The following is a 17,483-nucleotide window of genomic DNA, read 5'->3' as shown; positions in this document are numbered from 1 at the left end:
CCCGGTGCGGAGGGGGTGCGCCGGGCGTCTGGGGGTGCGCGGCCGCCGGCTCGGCGCGGGGACACTAAGCCGGTGACCGCACATTCTGATGGTGGGGCATGTGCGGGGATTCATTGCCCCGGGTCCGCTCAGGCAGCGATTCCGGCCCAGGGCGGGGGCCCGCCGGCGGTCCATGCGGCGAGGGCGGGGCCGTCGACCAGGAGCAGCGGGCGGGCGAGCATGGTGTTGGTCTGGACGGCGGCGGGCGTGTAGCTGGTGGTGGTGACGATGACGGCGTGGTCGCAGCGGTGGATGTCGCGGTAGGTGCCGTTCGTCTTCTGCACGTCGCCGGAGGTGACGTTCTTCGGGGGCGCGTACCGCTTGCACTGGATGAGGATGCGGCGGCCGTCGCGGAGGCGGACGAGGACATCGAGGCCGCGGTCGTTGGCCCCGCCCTGGCGGACGGCACGGTGCACTGCGGGGTCGCGGCGGGCGAGGTTGGCGATGGCGTGCTCGAAGCCGGTCGGGTCGAGGGCACGGTACGCGGCCAGGTCGCGGTTCGTGGCACGGCGGAGTGGGGGCACGGTGATGCGGACGCGTCGTCGGCCGCGGAGGCGCCGTGTGCGGCGGGCGGGGTGCAGCGCGGCGACGGTTCCGGTCAGGCCGATCAGGGCGGCGGTGATGGCAGCCTGGACGGGCCAGGTACGGACGGCGACGTAGAGGGCGAAGAGCGTGAGAGCCCATCCGGTGAGGCCGAGGTGTAACCGTGCGGCGCGCCGCCGGGTGGTCGATGACATGAGTTCCCCCCTGTGGTGGTGGGTTGGGTTGGTGGGCTGTTACTGGAGGGCGGTTCAGCGGGGCAGTTCGTTGCGGGTCTTGGCCCAGACGCCGCGGGTCTGGGTGTTGACGGTGCGGTGATCCTGCATCACGGGCCCGTTGTAGTGGTGGTGGTGTACGGGCGGCGCGGCTTCGACGGTCTGCTTGGCGCGCTTGACGAGGCGGGACAGGGCGAAGATGGGGACAGCCAGGCCGACAGGGGTAGCGCAGATGAGGCCGACAACGGTGGGGTCGGCGTGGCCGGAGGCCCAGAGGAGGGCGGTGGCGGCTCCACCGAGCGCGAGGATTGGGACACTGCTGGCGATCATTACGCCGCTGATGTTGGTGGCGGCCTCGCTCATGGGGGGCCTTCCGGGCTGAGCGACAGGCGGGGTGGGGCCGATAGCGGGGATTGGGGACGAGTCGCGGTACGAGGTGGGGACGTTCTTCCACTGCTCGGTCTGGCCTTGAGTGAAGGCGCTTTCGAGGTCGTTGAGGAAGTTGGTCGCGGCGGTGTTGACGTCGGACTGCCCGGCCTGGGGGGAGGTGGGCTGCTGAGGGTTGGACAGGTTGACGTTCATGGAGGGCTCTTCCTGGGTGCGGCGGGCGGTGGGGTGGATACAGAAAGCCCCCGGGTACGACCCGGGGGCTTTCTTGGTCGCTTGGTGAGATCAGTCGGTGTCCGGCTCGCTACCGGAGCTTTCGGCGAAGTAGATCGCCGCGAAGCGCACGGCAGAGTTCTCGCTGAGCCCGGCCTTCATCAGGCCGGAGATCAGCTCACTCATGTGCAACATCGCCTCTTCCATCGGGGTCATCTTCATCTCCGGGAACTCGTCCGGCCGCATTGGTAACCTCACCGCACTCGACTGCCGCGTAGGTACCATCATCGCCCCTGGCCAGCTTGTCCTGAAGAGCGAGTTTCGCGCACAGGTCGCGGAAGGTGCGGCCCGACTTGTCGTACCCGGCCTTCACCATCAGCGGGAACACCTCGCTCGGCTTGACCGGGCGGCCGAGCGACGCGAACAGCTCGATGGCGAGGTCATCGTTCGACTTCGGCGCGAAGTTCGTCTTCGCCAGTTCGATCGCCGCGTCCTGCGCTGCGGCCCGCTCGAGTTCGTCCTCGTCGAGCATGGTCTCGGACAGACGGGGGATCGACATTGAGGCGCCGTGCGGCGTGATCGTGTTGCCCTCGTCGTCCGTCGCGCGGCCGAGCAGCACGTCGTATGACGCGGGTGTGGGCCACGACTGGTACAGCTCCCACACCGACTCGTGCATGCGGCTGGCGTCGACGTTGCCGTATGCGTCGCCGCGCAGGTTGGGGATGCAGCGGGCCCAGCGCTGCCCGTACGCGAGGCCGGCGGCGCGCGCCGATACCTCGTCGAGTTCGGGTCGGATGCTTGAGAGCTGCCGTGCCGCGTCCATGAACAGCGTCTGCATCCGCTCGTACTCGGCGCTCCTCTCGGCGAACGCCTCGGCCATCGTGGCGTACGCCTTCGCCGGCGCGGGCTGGAACGGGCCCTTCGTCGCCGACATGTAGACGACCGTGCCCGGGTCGGTGAAGATCGCCATGTCGGGGGCCCCGAACCCGGGGAACAGCATGTCCAGTTCCGAGGCGTTGTTCGTGCGCAGCCCGATACGGCCCGGGGTGAGTTCGTCCATCGCCGCCGTGATGTAGTCCCGGGTTGCGCGCAGCCCGGTATTCGACACGCGGACGTTGACCGACCGGCCTTCTTCGATGATGAAGTCGATGCCCTCGAGGACGTCGTCCGGCATCGACTTCGTCTCGTCGACGCGGATGTGAATCGCCGGGATCTCGGGGCGCGCCGGCAGGTTGTCGATGTCCTCGTCCTCGAGGAGGTCGGCGTACTCGGTCTTCCGCGCGGCGATCACGGCGCGGGCCGCCTGGACCATCAGTCGGCACTCGTCCTCGTTCGTGGCGGGCCAGTCGATGAGTGGGACGCCGATCCCGTACCGCAGGTACGGGTTGATGAAGACCGCGGACATCTTCGCCGAGGTGTCCATGTCCCATACGAGCGCGTCGATGCAGCGCACGAGGCCGAGGCCGAGCGTCTTCATCAGGGCCGTCTTACCCGAGCCCTGCGCGCCGATGGCGATGAAGCCCTCGTCTTTCAGGTTCAGGCCAGCCTCGGAACCGCTGCCTACGACGCCGAACCCTACGGGCTTGTTGATCGTGGTGGGTGTCAGCTTCGGGTAGGCGATCGCTCCCGACATCATGTTCTTCCGGGTGATGGCGATGAACACGACGTTGCGGGGCACCTCGGGGCCTCCGGCGGAGAAGGCGACGCCGCCGCCCTTCGGTAGGTGCAGCGCGCCGGCGAGCTCAGCCTCGTACCCGCGTAGTGCGTCGATGTTCATGTGAGCCGGAAGGGTGACCTTCACGGTCTCCCCGGCCCCGGAAGGCCACTTGTCGACGATCGGGTCGGCGACGGCGCCCTCGATCCCGCAGATGTCGTACAAGAGATTCGCCCAGCCGTCTTGGGCCGCCTTGATCTGCTCGCCCTGCTCGAGGCGGCGGTCGAGTTCCTTCTCGGCCTCGCGGGTCTTCTCTCCCCACTTGTCCATACCGATGTTCACCGCTGCGCCAGCGCCCCACGTCGAGACGCCGATCGCCATGGTCAGCAGGGTCGGCTGGGTGGCGAGAGCGTACGAAAGCCATCCGGTCGTTGCGAGCCACGACGACGCGCGCGCCACCATCACGCGTCGCCATGACCCCTTGGCCTTCTCGTACAAGACGGCCGCGCCCGTGCATACGACGCCAGCGGCGGCGCCGGCCTCCCACGGGATGTCGGCGAGCGGCGCGACGAGCGCGCTTGCGCAGGCGAGCTCGGCGCCCCACGCCGTGAGGCGCCCAGGGGTGACGGCGTCGCGGCTGAAGTCCCAACGCTTCGGCTTGTCGCTCGGTGTCTCGAGCCCTACAGGAATGTCTGTTGCGGTCATGGTCTTCATCTCCCTTCGGTCCTAGCCCCGACGGCCTCGGACGACGTCCCACTTGGACTCCGACTTCGCGCCCTTCCTGGGCTTCGCGTTCAGCTTCAGCTCGCGCGCGTGCGCACGCTGTGCCGCCTTGACGGCTTTCCGTAGCTCGGCCGCGACGGTCTTCACCTTCGAGGCGGTCGCGCGAACGGTGTCGTCGACAACGTCCTCGGTCGGCCACGACTTCGCCATCCGCCGGTACAGGCGCGTCACCGAGTCGGCGACGACCTCGACGCCGCCGGCCGATCCGGCGACCTCGGACAGGCACACGACCATGTGGCCGCGGTCGAAGCCCTTCATCAGGTTGATCAGCTTCTTTGTGCTGCCGTGCGAGGCCGGCACGAGCTTGCCCGAGCCCCTGTTCGTCGCGCCGGTCGGCGAGCTTCCGGCGGGGAGGGCGAGGCGCTGCTGTCCGGCGGACAGGATCGCGGCCCGCAGTTTCGCGCCGTCGAGGGTGCCTTCGGCGTTGCGGATGTTCCACCGTTCCTCGCCAACGCGGGGCTGGAGGACGCGATAGATGTCCTCACGGTGCGCCTGCACGAACACGACGATGATCGTGTCCGCCATCCGTGCGGCGGTCAGGGCTGCCACGGCGGCGTTGTTCAGGTGCTTGATGACCGAGGGGTGAAGCGGCGCCGTCTTCTGAAGGGCGGCGGCAGCCTCACGGACGGCGGTCGACAGGTTCCGGCACATGGCGGGGATGCCGACGAGCTCGACGACGTGATCCGCCATGTCGGCGTCATCGTCGTTGTGCAGGCCGTTCGCGAGCTGTTCCGCCATGGCGACGAGCAGCCGGTACGCGGACGAGCCGCGCACGTCGATCTGCCGGGCGACCGCGACGCCGGCCGTGCGGGTGCCCGTCGGCTGTGTCGTGGCTACGGGGTAGGTCACTGGGGCGCTCCTTCGCTGTTCGGTCCCCGCCACGAGGGCGAGCAGTTGAGCTTCGCGGTGCAGCTCGCGGTCGATCCACTGGTTCTCGGCGCGGATGCGCTCGTGCTTCACCGTGTGCGGGTCGCCGAGGGTGCCGTCCCGGGCGGCGTCGGCCGCAGCCCTCTTCCCGACCCTGATCGCCGCGCGGCGGGCAGCCTTCTCGCGCTTCTCTCGGACGAGGGCGATTCGGTCCTCGTCGATGACCTCAGCGTCGATGACCTCGCTGGGGTCGTGGTCGGGCTTCGGGGGCAGACCCTGGTCGACGATCTCCGCGTCGACGATCTGGTCCTCGGCCCCGCCGTCGCCCTTCGGGTTCTTCGGGTCGAGGCCGTCACGGGCGGTGCTCGACGAGGTGTCGTCGCTGCTTTTGTTCTTCTGGTCCTTCTTCGGCTTGTCGCCGCGGGCGCGCCACGGTCGTTCGCTGCTCGGCTGCTTGCCCCGGTCCTTCAGCTTCAGCCTGTCCTTTAGGCCCTTCGCGGCGTTGCTGTCCTTCGGGGTCTTGTCGCCGTTCGCGTCGCCGACGCTCTTCGGGGCCTTGCCGTCCTTCGATCCCTTGTCGGTCGATCCCTTCGGCCCCTTGCCGGCCTTGTCGCCGCCGGTCTTCGAGTCTTTCGGCGTCTTGTTCTTCGGGCCCTTCGAGCCGCCGCCCTTCGACTTCAGGTCGTTAAGGCCCTTCGAGAGCTTGTCGAGGATCGGGTCTTTCGTCTTCGGCTTGCGGTTGGTCCCGCCGCCGGAGCCGTTCCCGGTGCCGTTCTTCGGGGCCTTGTGCCGTCCGCCGCCCGTACCTCCGGCGCCATTGTTCCGGCCCCGGTTTCCGGCCCCATTGGTCCTGCCGGACCCTCGTCCCGAGCCCGATCCGGAACGGTCCGATGCGCCGTTTCCGGGGGCGTTCCCGTTGCTGTTCTCGTCGTGCTCGGCTTGTCGGCTGCGCCACATCATCGCGGCGAGAGCGACCGGTGCGACGGCCCCGCCGATGATCGCGCCGACGGGTCCTGCGGCGAGGAATCCGAGGCCGATCGCAGCCGTCTCGCCGCTCACGCTGTGTGAGATCGCGGCGTATCCGTTTCGCAACGAATTGTCACTGTTGCCCTGAGAACGGCCCGGGGCGGGGCGGGGCGGGGAAGGCGATCGGGGCGGCTGAACGACCACGAGGGGGCCCTGTGAGCCGTTCACGGCCCCGCCCCGCCCCGCCCCGCCGCCGTCGTTGTCACTCAGCGTAGCGTCTGAGGGCGTCGGTGAAAGATCGAACCCGACCGGGGTAATCGTCTCTGCGCTCACCTCCTGCACTTCCTTTCCATGGGCTCGCTGTTTGTCAGTTGTCGGGGTGTGGTCGGCGGCGTGTGCCGCAAGTTCTGAATGTGAGCCAGGGCTCCGTAGGTCTCAGCCACCCAAGCGGTGAACTTCGGCGGAGCCTCGGCTTTCTTTCCCTGACCGTTCATCAGTCGGTATTTCCCTTCCGGGCGTTCTCGAAGGCCGCGTGCATTTCGTTGTAGAGCTCTCGGAGGGTCTGGTCGGATTCGCCGTATCCGCGCTCGCGCCACAGTTTGATGAAAGCGCGCTGGGAGGGCTGTCCGAGGTCTGCGTAGACGCGGAAGGCGCGGGCCTTGCGCTCGGCGTCGGTTGCTGCGGGGTTCGAACGCGGCTGCGGCTTGTCGCTGTGCGGCTCGTCCGTGTCTTCGGCTCGGCTGGAGGGCGCGGCTTCGGGAGCCGCGCTGGTCAGCAGGCTGATGCCATCCGGAACAGCCGCGTCCAGATAGGTGGGTCCGGTGTTCGACCGCACCCCTCGCATCAGGGCCGCCTCGAAGTGCTTGCCCCCCATCTGCATGCCCTTCTCGTAGGCGATCCGGTCGACAAGATTCGCTTCCGCCATCTGCCGCTCCAGCCCTTCGAGGCCGTGCAGCGCGGCGCGGCCTGCCTTTACCAGAGCGCGCTTGTACATGTGCTCAGTCATGCGCTTGGGCTTTCCGACCGAATTGAGGTTCACGAACTTGTCGGCGGCGTTGCTGCGGGAAATCGCTTCGGCGTCCGCGCCGCGGGAACCGATTCCGAGGCGGCTTTCGAGCCGGTTCTTCTGGTCGCGCCAGGCGCGGGCGAGCATCCCGTCGGACTTGATCTCGATCTTTCCGAGTTTCGCTTCGAGTCCGAGGAGCTTGTGTAGGCCGTAGGCGAGCATCACGGGGCCGACGATGCGGACCAGCGCGGTGCCGGCGTCTTCGTGTTCTTGGCGGACGACTTCGATGGCGCCGACGGCCTGGGCGAAGACCAGGAGATAGGCGGTGCGGGCGGCGCCTTTGTCGTTGAAGGCCCAGGAGTACACGGACAGGCCGAGGACGATGGCTTCGAGGACGAGGCCGACGGTGACGTGGAGCGGCGACTCCATGTGGAGGCGCTTCTCGGCGAAGCGGGAGGAGGTGTTGGTGGAGAGGGCGAAGCCAGCGACGACGACGAGGCTCATGCCGAGGAAGCCGATGACGCGGCGGCGTGAGGTCTTGCCACGGGGCTTTCGGCGGTCGGGGCGACTGCGGGTGGAGGCGATCCAGTAGCCGAAGACGAGGGTGGCCAGGGCGAGCAGGGCGGCCCATGCTTCCACGGGCGTCTGCTCGACCGCGTGCTGCACCTGGGGGAGCATGGGCGGTTTTCCTTCCTGGGTCGGTGGTGCGGTGAGGGGGTCAGGCGGCGAGCTGGTGGCCGTCGGGCGGGTTGCTGGGCGGGATGGGTGTGCCGGGGGTGGCGGCGTCCTGCTGGCCGGTGGCGGCGAACACCTGCTGGGTTTCGAGGTCGGCGCTGTCCCAGGTGGTGAGGTCGGTGGGGGTGGCTCCGGTGTGCTGCGGGGTCATGGTGGGTTCCTCGGGTGCGGTGCGGGCGGTTGGGTGGGGTGCTGACGGTTCTCCTCACCGCCGGTACGGGACCGGCGGATCGGACAGCGCGTCAGACCATCAGGGCGTACTCGTCGAGCAGGTCCTCGGCGGTGCGGAGGTGCTGGTTGGCCTGGTTCAGGAACACCTGCTGCTCGCTGCCGCTGCTGGTGCGCGCCGCGTCGAGGTGGGTGGCGGCGGCGTCCACGTCGTCGGTGTCCATGTGGACGAGGTCGAGTGCCGCACTGGCGGCGTGCAGCTGGTCGATGAACTCGCCGATCTCGGTGGCGGGCGACTCGTCTTTGTCGGCGACGACGGCGAGGGGCTTGGCGTAGTCCTCGATGATCTGCTCGAAGGTGGTGGTCATCTGGTTTCTCCTTGGTCGGGGCGGTGGGGTGGTCTGGCCTTGCTCGGCGCCCACCAGCGGGGGTCTGGTGGGTCCCGGGCGGGGCCGGGCCGGTTGGTCAGGTGGTGGAGCCGTGCTTGCTGTGGTCGGTCGCCAGGACGCGGAGCCGGTTCAGTTCGTCTTCGGTGGTGCCGGCGGCGCGGATGGAGACGGTGCAGCCCTTGGCCGGGCAGGTGTAGAGGGTGGTGCGCACGCTCTTGGCGATGTCGGATGCGAAGGCGAGGCCGCCGGTGAGGGTGAAGGCGATGGTGGCGACGATGGCGGCGGTGGGGACGTTGTGGTCGGCGAGCTGGTAGCCGAGGTGGGCGGCGATGGCGCCGCTGGCGATGACGATGCCGCTCTCGACGATGGTGGACTTCCGCATGGGGTTCCTTTCTCGTGGCGTGGTTGGCCGGGGGTGGCGGGGCCGGCGCCGTGGCTCGACGCGGACCCCGCCCGAGGGGTGGTCAGGTGCGGGAGGCGAGGCCGATGTCGGTGGTGGTGATGCCGAAGTCCGCGGCCTGCGCAACAGCCTCGGTGGCCTTGCCGGCCGCCTCGTCGGTCTCGGGGCTGCCGGAGCCGGTGTCGAGGACGCTGCTGTGGAGCCGGTTGACGGCCTCGACGGCGTCAGCGAGGGCGATGCTGCGGGCGGCGATCAAATTCATCGGACAGTCCTTCCAGGTCAGACGCCGTCGATGACGGCTGCGGTCTCGGCTACAAGCCGGCGGGGGAACTGGTCGTCGTGGGCGCTGGCCCACTGCAACGCGAGCTGCTGAACCTGCTGCTGAACTTCGGCGGTCAGGCCCCGCAATCCGGGGTTCGTCGCCGGGTCGAGGAGGCGGAGCATGACGGCCCTGATGGCGCCGAGGACGTCAACCTGCTCGTAGTGGTCACCCGCGACCGCTGACGCCACCGTCTGCGTCTGGTCGGACGTCAGCTCGCCCGTGAGAAGCAGCCGCATTCCGGAAACCATCAGGTCAATGCCCGGGTGGAAGCCCAGCAGGCTGTCGAGCAGAGCGTCGGTCTCGTCGTCGAGCGGCGGGACCGCGGGGGTCTGGGCGCCGGGCCGGGCGGTGATCACGACTGCCCCTGGCTCTGCTGCCGAATCTCCTCGGCCTGCTGGCGGGCTTCCTCGGCGAGCTTCTCCGCCTCCATGGCGGACTGCATGTTCGCCAGCATCTGCTCGTTGTAGAACTCCTCGTCCGTCATCACGCAGCACCCCCCGGAAGGGCGCGCAGGGCCGGCCGGGCCGGGACACTGTCAGCGGTACGGGAGTGCTCGGCCGGCTCGGCGTCCTCCTGCGCCCGGCGCAGCGCTTCCAGGGCCAGGTACAGCGTGTCGGCCAGCTCCTCGGGGAGCTGCACGCCTCCGATGAAGTCGCCGGTCTCGGGGTCGTGCAGAGAGATGGCGGCCACGGGGGCGAGAAGGCCGGGGTCGACGTGCTGAAGCCCGGCGGCGGCGAAAGCGGTGAGCTTGTCGCAGAGGGCGATCGTCTGCTCGCGCGGCGACATGCGGGCCGGGGCGCCGGCCGGGGCGTCGGCCCGCTTCGCAGCGTCCGCCAGGCGAGCCCGGCGCAGAAACTCATCCGGCTGGATCGGGTCGGCATCCGGTGTCGGCCGGAGAAGTGGATGAGCGATGGCGGCGAGTCGGGGCCTGTCTCCGGTGGTCACAGACCGTGTCCGTGTGCGATCCTTCATGCGGATCGCTCCTTCCTGTTAGCCCAGGTCGGTGATTGGTCCATGAAGCGGCCTCCGGTGTGGCGACATCGGGGGCCGTTCGTCGTGCTCGGACCAACGTGATTGACTAGACTCAATCATGGTTTGGGGCAGACCTACTTGTCAAGCAGCTAGCCCAAAAGTAATAATGGAGCCACACAGACAGGAGGACACGGATGCCGAACGGCACCGCACCGAACTCCCGCGAGCTAGCCCAGCTCGTCCGGGAGCGCATCGAAGGGGGTGAGTTCCCCCCGGAGCTGGACGGGACCCCTGGGATCCTGCCGCCCATCACCCAGCTGATGGAGCAGTACGGCGTAGCCAGGCAGACGGTCCGCAGCGCGATCGCACACCTGGCAGCTGAGGGGCTGGTCAGAACGGCAGGCCGGAAGGGGACCTTCGTCTTGACCCGCACGGAGCGCAGGCGCATCAAGCGAAGCCAGATCGTCACCCGCAGCACCGCGGGCATGTACGTCTTCCCGGCAGCCAGCTACGCAGACGAGCCCTGGCAGACACACGGGACACCACGTGCTTCGTTCGAGGCCGCCCCTGCGGTCGTCGCCGAGCGCTTCGGGGTGGACCAGGGGGCGGAGGTCCTTCGACGCCGACGCGTGATGTCGCCCGAGGGTGAACCGCCGTTCCAGATCGTCGACACGTGGCTGTCGCCGCGGGCTGTCGCTGATGCGCCTCGCGTGGCGGAGAAGTCGACGGGCCAGGGCGGCTACCTCGACCGGCTGGAGGAGGCGGGCCACGGGCCGATCTCTTGGCAGGAAGTCACCAGGGTTCGCATGCCGTCGCCAGAAGAGGCGAAGCTGCTGGAGATTCCGACGTCCATGCCGGTCATGGAGCTGATCCTGGTGGGCCGCTCGGGGCGAGACAATCAGCCCATCGAGGTGACGATCAGGGTCATCCCGGGTGACCGTGTCGAGTTGGTCGCCGACCTGATTCGTGATGAGTCGGCCAAGTGGCCGAGGAAGGAGAGGGGGTAAGACCTGATCGTTCTCGCGTCCTGGCATCCAGTCTGGACGTGCGAACGGCCGGAGGGGCTACCGACCCCGCCGGCCGCTCTGTACCGGCGCTTCGCAGCAGCGCCAGCACCGACGCACCAACCCTCATCAGGAAGGCCGTCTCCATGAGCCTACTTCTTCTACTTGGCGGTATGCCAAGTGGTCCGTCCGCGTGGGCGGTCAAATGAGCAGCAACCCGGACCACACCAAGGAGACCCGTCTGCCCCCGGCGGTGACCTTCACCTCCGGCGCCGAGCTGCTCATCCAGCTCGGCATCGTCGACAGCATCACCCGCGAAGGCATCCGGTACATCGCCGACCACAACGAAGCCTGGCCGTTCGGCCCCGACAAGCCATTCCCATACGGCAAGGCCGGGAAGGCCGTCCTGATGGCCACCGAGCCATTCCTTGACTTCTTCCGCACCGTCTACCAGCAGCCCAACAAGGCAGGAGGCGCGCCGTGAGGCGGTTATCGCGCCTCAGGGACGGCCCCCGTGGTAGTCCCGTGAAACACGAAAGGCCGGCGGGTGGTCAGACCCAATCCGGCCGATCGCGAAGTCCAGCGAGGCCGACCCTCGCTGCCCAGAAGGCCCACCTCGAGGAAGGCGCTTCAGACGTGAGCGTACCGGCACAAGGGCGTGCCCGACACTGCACCCCCGCACGACCCGCTGTGATCACCACCACGGCGGACGGCATCAGGACTACCGCAGCGCGCGGGAGGGCCTGGTGAGGAAGCGCGTCTCAAGGCCGCCCCGGTTTGCTGCGGTCGACAACAACGCAATCGACAGTCTGCCGTCGATCCTGTCCGTTGGCCTGCTGACCACGCTGATCCGCGCCAAGGACGGCGAAGACGTGACGGTCGAGAGCCTGACGGAGGAGTACGACGAGGGTGAGAAGGCGCTCAGCAAGGCCATGCGCACGCTCGTCGAACGAGCCAACGTCGTCAAGTTCAAGATCCAGCGAGCCGCCTCCGAGATGGTGATCGACGGGGACGGCAAGAAAGTCGTAAAGCGCGGCGGGTCCTGGTACACGACCTTCACCGTCGACTCCATCCCGTTCACCCGCGAGGACGTCGCGGACATGCTCGCCGACATCACGGACGCCGGGAACGTCAAGGCCGTCCGCGTCGAGCCGACCCACCTTGACCCGAGGAAGCAGACCACAGCCCCGCCGAAGCCCGCGCGACCGACCCATCCAAAAGGGGGTGTCGGTCCGACCTGCGAAAACGCCGCTTCAGGCGAGGGGTTCGAGGGGCAGAACCCCGAAAATTCGGGGCCTCGACCGACCCCCCCTTCAGTGGCCCCCGGTCGACCGACCCCCGGTCAGGGGGGTGCTCTTTATAGGAGTAAGACTTCTTCTCTCTCAGACTCCGCAGCGGAGCCGGACGGAGAGAGAGAAGAAGCATCCAAGGACGAACCCCCCGAAGTGGACGTCCGCGCCGTCCTCGACGCCTACGCCGACGCCATCGGCCGGCCGGTCATAAACGGCACCCGCCGCCAGCTGACCGAACAGGCCATCGAACTGGTCGCCGCTGGCATGCCCGTCTGGTGGCTAGCTGACCGGGCTCGGGAGATCGCCGCTCGCGGCTGGACTGACCTCGCCAAGCACTGTGAGCGTTCCACCGTCCCCACTCAGCGCAAGGACCCTTCCGGCGCCGTGCCCTGGTGCAAGGAGTGCGACGGGCCGAACACCCGCATGCGCTACACCGCCGACTACCAGCTTGAGCAGTGCCCCGCCTGTAACCCCGTTGCCCTCGCTGCCGCCCGACGTGCCGCTGGAGACCGCCCGTGACTATCCCCGAGCAGAACACCACCGTCCCGGCCAACGCTCCGCACGACACCGCGGCGGAGAAAGCCGTCCTGGCGGCCATGCTGCACTCTCGGGGCGCCATCGCAGAGGTCATCGAAACGCCGCTGCGCGGCCATCACTTCTACGTCCCGGCTCACGAGCTGGTGTGGAACGCCATCCTGTATCTGAACGGCAAGGGCGAGCCCGCCGACCCCATCACCGTCACCGCACATCTGACGGTCCAGGGCAACCTTGCTCGGGCCGGTGGCGCGGGTGCAGTCCACGATCTGGCCGAGGGGCTGCACAGCGTCGGCAGCGCCGACTACCACGCATACATCGTTCACGAGCACCACGAGCGGCGTGCGCTGATCAGGTCGACGCTTGAGGCCGCGAATCGCGCCATGAGCGGGCAGGGGACAGTCCATGAGATCGCCAGCGAAGTGCAGCTTGCCCTATCCGCTACCGCGGAGAGCGGCACCGAACGGCGACCCTCGTTCGATGAGGCCCTGGCCGTGTTCCATGACGAGTACGACGAGCGGGCCAAGAACGAGGGCAGGCTCACCGGCCTGGCCACTGGGTTCAGCGATCTCGACAGCCTCACCCAGGGCTTCCAACCCGGGCAAATGATCGTGGTAGCTGGCCGGCCCGCCATGGGCAAGTCCACCCTTGGCATCGACTTCGTCCGGGCCTGCGCTCTTAAGCACAGGCTTCCCGCCGTGTTCTTCAGTCTCGAGATGGGCCAGCAGGAGTTGGTCCGGCGCATCCTGTCCGCCGAGGCGCGGGCGCCACTACACGGCATCAACTCCGCTTCGCTTCCCGAACCGGTGATGGAGAAGGTCAACAGGGTTACCGCCGAACTGATGGGCGCCCCCCTCACGCTGGACGACTCGCCTGACCTGGATCTGGTGACCATCCGCGCCAAGGCTCGCAAGCTGAAGGAGAAGCAGGACTTAAGCCTGATCGTGGTGGACTACCTCCAGCTCATGCACCAGGGAGGTCGCAGGGCCCCTTCTCGCCAGGAGGAGGTGTCGGAGATCTCCCGGAGCCTCAAGAGGTTGGCCAAGGAACTGGAAGTGCCTGTGGTCGCCCTGTCACAGCTCAACCGTGGGCCGGAGCAGCGCACCGACAAGAAGCCGATGGTCTCCGACCTGCGCGAGAGCGGCTCCATCGAGCAGGACGCCGACATGGTCATCCTGCTGCACCGCGAAGACGCGTACGAGAAAGAATCCCCGCGGGCGGGAGAAGCCGACCTGATCGTGGCCAAGCACCGCAACGGTCCGACCGCCACGATCACGGTTGCCTTCCAGGGCCACTACTCCCGCTTCGTCGACATGGCGCAGACTTGATCAGTTCGCTGACCACGAAGGAGACCCCCATGACCGCTACCGTGCGCCGGATCGGCGCCTGCACCGAGCCCGCGACCACGCTGATCGAGGGCCGCAGCCAGATCGACGGCGGCCTCGCCTACGGCGCCCTGAAGGTCCAGGTGTACGCCTGCGACCAGCACGCCCGCGCCGCGCGTACAGAGTGGGTCCGGCCGCCTCTGACGCCGTTCACGGCCATCGCCGAGCCGGTGGTCGGCCGCCAGTGCGGGGATGCGGCCGACCTGGTCTGAGGAGCGGGTGAGCACGGGGTAGGCCGCTGCATCTGAGGTTGCGGGCGTGAGGGTGACTCAAGCCGCACCATTCATTCGTTGCGTACGTAGCGAATAATGCGGTAGCCTCAAGGGCGCCTGGACGACGCTGTGAACGTCGTCCAGGGCCCTACGCCAACCAGCGCTCCTAGGCGCGCAGGCGGACAGCGCTCAGCATCCCCGCTGGCGCGTCACCTTCGCCCGAGAGGAGCACCATCATGGCTGATCTCAGCCCTTGCAATGGCGGATTTGAGGACATCGAGTACATCGACTTGGCCCTCGGAACCGCGGCCGTCATAGCGGCCATGGTCACTAACAGCGGACCTGAGTACGCAGTTGCGTTCCTCACCTTCGGCCAACGGTTACTGCCGCCCGATGGTGGCCGCAGCTCCCGCCGCGGTCCAGATCGACCGACCACCTGACCCCGCGCCCCCGCTATGCCAGCTGGGGCGCAGCCGTGTCGCCCCGAGGCTGGCGGGTCGGGTGCGCTACAGTCGGAGCTGCGGCCGTTATGGCCGTGGGCCCGGCTCGAGGCCCGGTTCGTCTGGCCCAGACCAGGCGAGCAACACCGAAGGTGCTCCGCGCCGAGCCGCCCTCCACATCGCATCACCCTCGCTGGTCTCGCTCTTGGCGGCCGGTGAGTCTGGGATCACCACAGCCGCAGAAACGAGAGCTTGAGATGCCGAAGAACCACGCGCGGAAAAAGGCCCTCGCCTCCTTCAAGAACCATCTGGGCGTCAAGCACGCCGACGCCGTCGCGCTTCTCGACCACCCGAACCCGGATGAGCGGGAGATGCTGGTTGAGTATCTGGAGACGTACGTCGATATCAACACGTACCGCGAGGCCGTCGACTACCTGACCCAGCAGAAGAACGACCCGCGCAACCAGATCCTTTGCGAGAAGTGCGACTGGCTGGTCGGAATGGTCTGCCCCGAGTGCCCCGGGTGCGGCTGCTACAACGATCAGTGCTCTGGCTGGCGGCACGACGAGTACCAGGCGGAGATGGATGCAGCGACCGGCGTGTACGGCGACTACGACGACGGTGTGTACTGCCCGGAGTGCGGCGCTGGCGGGAGTGGGAACCCGTACGAAGAGTGCACCTGCTACGAGGACTTCGACGAGGACCAGGAGCATGAGCCGGCACCGGTCCCCGGTCCCGAACTGGTCGAACTGCCCTCCCACGGCGGGTGGGGGTCCAACTCCGCCCCCTTCCCCACCTCGGGCTGAAGCTCGTGACGACCGCCGCAGCCGCCGACCTCGCCACCCGCGGCCTGGCCTTGTTCCCCCTCCCGCCCGGCGGCCGACGGCCCGCCGGGCCATGGCGTGCGCAGTGCCTGACCAACCCTGAGCGCGTCCGGGAACTCTGGCGCGACGGCGACAACATCGGCGTCTCCTGCCGGGCCTCCCGCGTCGTCGGCCTGGACCTGGACGTCGATGGGGCGGACGGCCCGGCTGTGCTCGCCGAGCTGGCCGCCCGACTCGGTGAGCCGTGGCCCGAGACGTTCACCGTGGCGACTCCGAGCGGGGGCCGGCACCTGTACTTCGCGGCGCCGGTCGGCTGCACAATCGGCAGCTTCTCCGGCGGGCGAACCGCCCTCGGGCCCGGGATCGACGTCCGCGGTCCCGGCCGGCGTAGCGGTGGCTACCTGATCGGGCCCGGCTCCGTCGTCGGCGGCGTCTCGTACGTCATTGATCACGACGCGCCCGTACAGCCCTTGCCGGACTGGATCGCCTCCCGGCTCTCGGTCTCCTGGAGTCGCTCGTCTCGGTGAACCCGGGCCGCGTAGCCCCCGGCCCGGCCGGAGGCCGGGTAGCGTCCCGGCTTGGAGACTGGTCTCCACTCCCTCACCGCGCCCCCGCCATCAACCTCCCCGGCGGGGGCGCACGTGCGTCAGCGCTTCTTCGTCTGCTTCTTCTGAGGCTTGCTCCAGTCCCCGCGATGCAGTTGGCAGCGGGAGTAGCCGACCATGGCCGGCTTCGTGCAGTGGGTGCCCTTCTTCGTCAGGGCGCCGCACTTGACCTGCTTGCCCATCGTGTCTCCCCTCCGGTGGTTGGCCCGGCCGGGGTGTGGTCGGGCCGCTGGCTTCATCGTCACCGGGCGGCGTGGCGGGGTGGGGCGGGTTGGTGGGGGTGCGGCTGGTTCTGGGCGTTGGACGACCGGTTACGCCTGCCTGCGTCCGGGAGGCCGGGCGGGCGCCCGCATGCCCCCCTCCATTTAGTCGTTGCGTACGTAGCGAATAATGCGGTATGGTGGAGCCCTACCGCCGACCAAGGAGGGCCCCGTGGCCGACATCCAGATCGCCGCCCAGCACGGCACGCAGCAGCCCATCGGCCCCGTCGTGTGGATCCTCATGAGCGGCGAGATGCACGAAGGCGGCGAAATCCTCGGCGTCTTCCTCGACCGCGAGCTCGCCCGCGGCGCGTTCGTCACCGCGGCCCAGCGAATCCACCGGTCCTTCGGTATCGACGACATCCGCGAAGACGAAGACGGCGCCGTTCGTCTGGAGGGCGGCTGCGACTGGCTCAGCCTCGAGCCGCACACGGTCACCACGGCCCTCGAGCTCGACGCCTGACCGCAACGGCCGCTGGGCCGGGGCAATGACCCCGTCGGACTCCACGACGCTGGTAACTCGACGCCCCGGCCTGGCCCTGCCCCTGAATTCTGGCCCGGCGCCCCGCACCACCAACCCACAGAGGAGCCCCGTCATGCAGGCACCGCTGACGCAGACCCGCCCCGGCTCCCTCACCCGCGACACCGTCACCCTCTACGACATCGAGCAACAGCGGGCCTGGAGCGTCATGAGCCACCAGGACGCCGAGCGGGACCTCGCCGTATGCCGACAGCTCGGCGACACCCTCCAGGACTACGACACCACCGACCGCGCCGGCCGCCCCGTCCGAGTCGTCTTGCAGATCTGCGCCTCCGACGAGGACCGCCGCGACATGGGCGGCGTTTACGAGTTCACCCGCTGACCCACACCCATCCGCCGCACCGATCCGCAGAGGAGAACGCCGTGAAGCCCCAAATCGTCCGTCAGACCAAGGTCAAGGGGGACCGCAGGGACCCCGACGCCAGGAACCTGACCGTGTCAACCGTCAAGCTCGGCTTCCGCTACTACGACACGGTGATCTTCGATGACCGCGAGGACAAGCGCCACTCCGGCAAGCACCTTGACGACTGGGTCATCGACAAGCAGAACGTGCGCGACAACACCCGCGAAGAGGCCATGGACACCCACCGTGAGGCGCTCTACGCCGCCCGCACCGGCATCATCCGCTGAACCACCCAGCCCCGTCAGGCGGACGCAGCCGGTTCGAATCCGGCGCGGGGCACTCGATCAGACCCGCTTTCGCAAGGAGAACTCGCCGTGACCGAGGAAG

General features: G+C 68.4%; 23 protein-coding genes. 10 read left to right on the top strand and 13 right to left on the bottom strand.

Annotated features, from left to right (window positions below; all coding sequences use genetic code 11):
• Positions 1 to 128: 128 nt before the first annotated feature.
• The 12 genes from PV419_RS46425 to PV419_RS46370 form a co-directional block, all read right to left on the bottom strand.
• Positions 129 to 776 (bottom strand): restriction endonuclease, encoded by a 648-nt coding sequence (locus PV419_RS46425; protein WP_319699530.1) that lies wholly within the window; start codon positions 774 to 776, stop codon positions 129 to 131.
• A gap of 54 nt (positions 777 to 830) precedes the next feature.
• Positions 831 to 1,376 (bottom strand): hypothetical protein, encoded by a 546-nt coding sequence (locus tag PV419_RS46420; protein ID WP_319699528.1) that lies wholly within the window; start codon positions 1,374 to 1,376, stop codon positions 831 to 833.
• 196 nt (positions 1,377 to 1,572) lie between these two features.
• Positions 1,573 to 3,753, bottom strand: a complete 2,181-nt coding sequence (locus PV419_RS46415) for a hypothetical protein (RefSeq protein WP_319699526.1) — start codon at positions 3,751 to 3,753, stop codon at positions 1,573 to 1,575.
• 21 nt (positions 3,754 to 3,774) lie between these two features.
• On the bottom strand, positions 3,775 to 5,757 hold the full coding sequence (locus PV419_RS46410) for a hypothetical protein (protein ID WP_319699524.1): 1,983 nt from the start codon (positions 5,755 to 5,757) through the stop codon (positions 3,775 to 3,777).
• 400 nt (positions 5,758 to 6,157) lie between these two features.
• On the bottom strand, positions 6,158 to 7,348 hold the full coding sequence (locus PV419_RS46405) for a hypothetical protein (protein ID WP_319699522.1): 1,191 nt from the start codon (positions 7,346 to 7,348) through the stop codon (positions 6,158 to 6,160).
• A 40-nt stretch (positions 7,349 to 7,388) separates the two neighbouring features.
• A complete protein-coding gene (locus tag PV419_RS46400; protein WP_319699520.1) occupies positions 7,389 to 7,556 on the bottom strand; it encodes a hypothetical protein in 168 nt (55 codons plus the stop codon).
• Between the two features lie 91 nt (positions 7,557 to 7,647).
• Positions 7,648 to 7,941, bottom strand: a complete 294-nt coding sequence (locus PV419_RS46395; RefSeq protein ID WP_319699519.1) for a hypothetical protein — start codon at positions 7,939 to 7,941, stop codon at positions 7,648 to 7,650.
• Between the two features lie 97 nt (positions 7,942 to 8,038).
• On the bottom strand, positions 8,039 to 8,344 hold the full coding sequence (locus PV419_RS46390) for a hypothetical protein (RefSeq protein ID WP_319699517.1): 306 nt from the start codon (positions 8,342 to 8,344) through the stop codon (positions 8,039 to 8,041).
• Positions 8,345 to 8,426: 82 nt separating this feature from the next.
• Positions 8,427 to 8,624 (bottom strand): hypothetical protein, encoded by a 198-nt coding sequence (locus tag PV419_RS46385; RefSeq protein WP_319699515.1) that lies wholly within the window; start codon positions 8,622 to 8,624, stop codon positions 8,427 to 8,429.
• Positions 8,625 to 8,641: 17 nt separating this feature from the next.
• Complete coding sequence (locus PV419_RS46380; RefSeq protein ID WP_319699513.1) at positions 8,642 to 9,040, bottom strand: hypothetical protein; 399 nt, start codon at positions 9,038 to 9,040, stop codon at positions 8,642 to 8,644.
• Entirely contained in the window at positions 9,037 to 9,168 is a 132-nt protein-coding gene (locus tag PV419_RS46375; RefSeq protein WP_319699511.1) for a hypothetical protein, read from the bottom strand. Before PV419_RS46375 ends, PV419_RS46380 begins: the two co-directional genes overlap by 4 nt.
• Positions 9,168 to 9,656 (bottom strand): hypothetical protein, encoded by a 489-nt coding sequence (locus tag PV419_RS46370; RefSeq protein ID WP_319699509.1) that lies wholly within the window; start codon positions 9,654 to 9,656, stop codon positions 9,168 to 9,170. The genes PV419_RS46375 and PV419_RS46370 overlap by 1 nt, the downstream gene beginning before the upstream one ends.
• Before the next feature lie 194 nt (positions 9,657 to 9,850).
• Here PV419_RS46370 and PV419_RS46365 point away from each other — a divergent pair, with 194 nt between their 5' ends.
• From PV419_RS46365 to PV419_RS46335, 7 genes are all read left to right on the top strand, one after another.
• Complete coding sequence (locus PV419_RS46365) at positions 9,851 to 10,663, top strand: GntR family transcriptional regulator (protein ID WP_319699507.1); 813 nt, start codon at positions 9,851 to 9,853, stop codon at positions 10,661 to 10,663.
• Positions 10,664 to 10,865: 202 nt separating this feature from the next.
• Entirely contained in the window at positions 10,866 to 11,144 is a 279-nt protein-coding gene (locus PV419_RS46360; protein ID WP_319699506.1) for a hypothetical protein, read from the top strand.
• 262 nt (positions 11,145 to 11,406) lie between these two features.
• Entirely contained in the window at positions 11,407 to 12,471 is a 1,065-nt protein-coding gene (locus PV419_RS46355; protein ID WP_319699505.1) for a hypothetical protein, read from the top strand.
• The gene (gene dnaB / locus PV419_RS46350) at positions 12,468 to 13,814 is read left to right on the top strand and encodes a replicative DNA helicase (protein ID WP_319699503.1); all 1,347 of its coding nucleotides are present in this window, start codon (positions 12,468 to 12,470) and stop codon (positions 13,812 to 13,814) included. The genes PV419_RS46355 and dnaB overlap by 4 nt, the downstream gene beginning before the upstream one ends.
• Positions 13,815 to 13,843: 29 nt before the next feature.
• Positions 13,844 to 14,083, top strand: coding sequence for a hypothetical protein (locus tag PV419_RS46345; protein WP_319699502.1), 240 nt, complete (start codon positions 13,844 to 13,846; stop codon positions 14,081 to 14,083).
• 697 nt (positions 14,084 to 14,780) lie between these two features.
• Complete coding sequence (locus PV419_RS46340; protein WP_319699501.1) at positions 14,781 to 15,329, top strand: hypothetical protein; 549 nt, start codon at positions 14,781 to 14,783, stop codon at positions 15,327 to 15,329.
• 5 nt (positions 15,330 to 15,334) lie between these two features.
• Positions 15,335 to 15,874, top strand: a complete 540-nt coding sequence (locus PV419_RS46335; RefSeq protein ID WP_319699499.1) for a bifunctional DNA primase/polymerase — start codon at positions 15,335 to 15,337, stop codon at positions 15,872 to 15,874.
• A gap of 119 nt (positions 15,875 to 15,993) precedes the next feature.
• On the opposite strand, the gene PV419_RS46330 is transcribed toward PV419_RS46335, so the two are convergent.
• Positions 15,994 to 16,134 (bottom strand): HGGxSTG domain-containing protein, encoded by a 141-nt coding sequence (locus PV419_RS46330; protein ID WP_319699497.1) that lies wholly within the window; start codon positions 16,132 to 16,134, stop codon positions 15,994 to 15,996.
• 250 nt (positions 16,135 to 16,384) lie between these two features.
• On the opposite strand from PV419_RS46330, the gene PV419_RS46325 reads away from it, so the two are divergent.
• The 3 genes from PV419_RS46325 to PV419_RS46315 all read left to right on the top strand — a co-directional run bounded on the left by PV419_RS46325 (position 16,385) and on the right by PV419_RS46315 (position 17,383).
• Positions 16,385 to 16,675 (top strand): hypothetical protein, encoded by a 291-nt coding sequence (locus PV419_RS46325; RefSeq protein WP_319699495.1) that lies wholly within the window; start codon positions 16,385 to 16,387, stop codon positions 16,673 to 16,675.
• 133 nt (positions 16,676 to 16,808) lie between these two features.
• Positions 16,809 to 17,075, top strand: a complete 267-nt coding sequence (locus tag PV419_RS46320; RefSeq protein WP_319699494.1) for a hypothetical protein — start codon at positions 16,809 to 16,811, stop codon at positions 17,073 to 17,075.
• A 41-nt stretch (positions 17,076 to 17,116) separates the two neighbouring features.
• Positions 17,117 to 17,383: a hypothetical protein gene (locus tag PV419_RS46315; RefSeq protein ID WP_319699492.1), complete on the top strand. Its 267-nt coding sequence runs from the start codon at positions 17,117 to 17,119 to the stop codon at positions 17,381 to 17,383.
• The last annotated feature ends 100 nt before the right edge of the window (positions 17,384 to 17,483 follow it).

The organism is Streptomyces sp. ME19-01-6 (assembly GCF_033793745.1).
Classification (GTDB): domain Bacteria; phylum Actinomycetota; class Actinomycetes; order Streptomycetales; family Streptomycetaceae; genus Streptomyces.
The sequence above is the reverse complement of the archived record's forward strand: the minus strand, read 5'-3'. Positions and strand labels throughout refer to the sequence as shown.

Excerpts from the sequence above, each read along its gene's own strand:
- PV419_RS46425 (WP_319699530.1), bottom strand. The coding sequence starts at position 776 with ATGTCATCGACCACCCGGCGGCGCGCCGCACGGTTACACCTCGGCCTC.
- PV419_RS46420 (WP_319699528.1), bottom strand. The coding sequence starts at position 1,376 with ATGAACGTCAACCTGTCCAACCCTCAGCAGCCCACCTCCCCCCAGGCC.
- PV419_RS46415 (WP_319699526.1), bottom strand. The coding sequence starts at position 3,753 with ATGACCGCAACAGACATTCCTGTAGGGCTCGAGACACCGAGCGACAAG.
- PV419_RS46405 (WP_319699522.1), bottom strand. The coding sequence starts at position 7,348 with ATGCTCCCCCAGGTGCAGCACGCGGTCGAGCAGACGCCCGTGGAAGCA.
- PV419_RS46400 (WP_319699520.1), bottom strand. The coding sequence starts at position 7,556 with ATGACCCCGCAGCACACCGGAGCCACCCCCACCGACCTCACCACCTGG.
- PV419_RS46395 (WP_319699519.1), bottom strand. The coding sequence starts at position 7,941 with ATGACCACCACCTTCGAGCAGATCATCGAGGACTACGCCAAGCCCCTC.
- PV419_RS46390 (WP_319699517.1), bottom strand. The coding sequence starts at position 8,344 with ATGCGGAAGTCCACCATCGTCGAGAGCGGCATCGTCATCGCCAGCGGC.
- PV419_RS46385 (WP_319699515.1), bottom strand. The coding sequence starts at position 8,624 with ATGAATTTGATCGCCGCCCGCAGCATCGCCCTCGCTGACGCCGTCGAG.
- PV419_RS46375 (WP_319699511.1), bottom strand. The coding sequence starts at position 9,168 with ATGACGGACGAGGAGTTCTACAACGAGCAGATGCTGGCGAACATGCAG.
- PV419_RS46370 (WP_319699509.1), bottom strand. The coding sequence starts at position 9,656 with ATGAAGGATCGCACACGGACACGGTCTGTGACCACCGGAGACAGGCCC.
- PV419_RS46365 (WP_319699507.1), top strand. The coding sequence starts at position 9,851 with ATGCCGAACGGCACCGCACCGAACTCCCGCGAGCTAGCCCAGCTCGTC.
- PV419_RS46360 (WP_319699506.1), top strand. The coding sequence starts at position 10,866 with ATGAGCAGCAACCCGGACCACACCAAGGAGACCCGTCTGCCCCCGGCG.
- PV419_RS46345 (WP_319699502.1), top strand. The coding sequence starts at position 13,844 with ATGACCGCTACCGTGCGCCGGATCGGCGCCTGCACCGAGCCCGCGACC.
- PV419_RS46340 (WP_319699501.1), top strand. The coding sequence starts at position 14,781 with ATGCCGAAGAACCACGCGCGGAAAAAGGCCCTCGCCTCCTTCAAGAAC.
- PV419_RS46330 (WP_319699497.1), bottom strand. The coding sequence starts at position 16,134 with ATGGGCAAGCAGGTCAAGTGCGGCGCCCTGACGAAGAAGGGCACCCAC.
- PV419_RS46320 (WP_319699494.1), top strand. The coding sequence starts at position 16,809 with ATGCAGGCACCGCTGACGCAGACCCGCCCCGGCTCCCTCACCCGCGAC.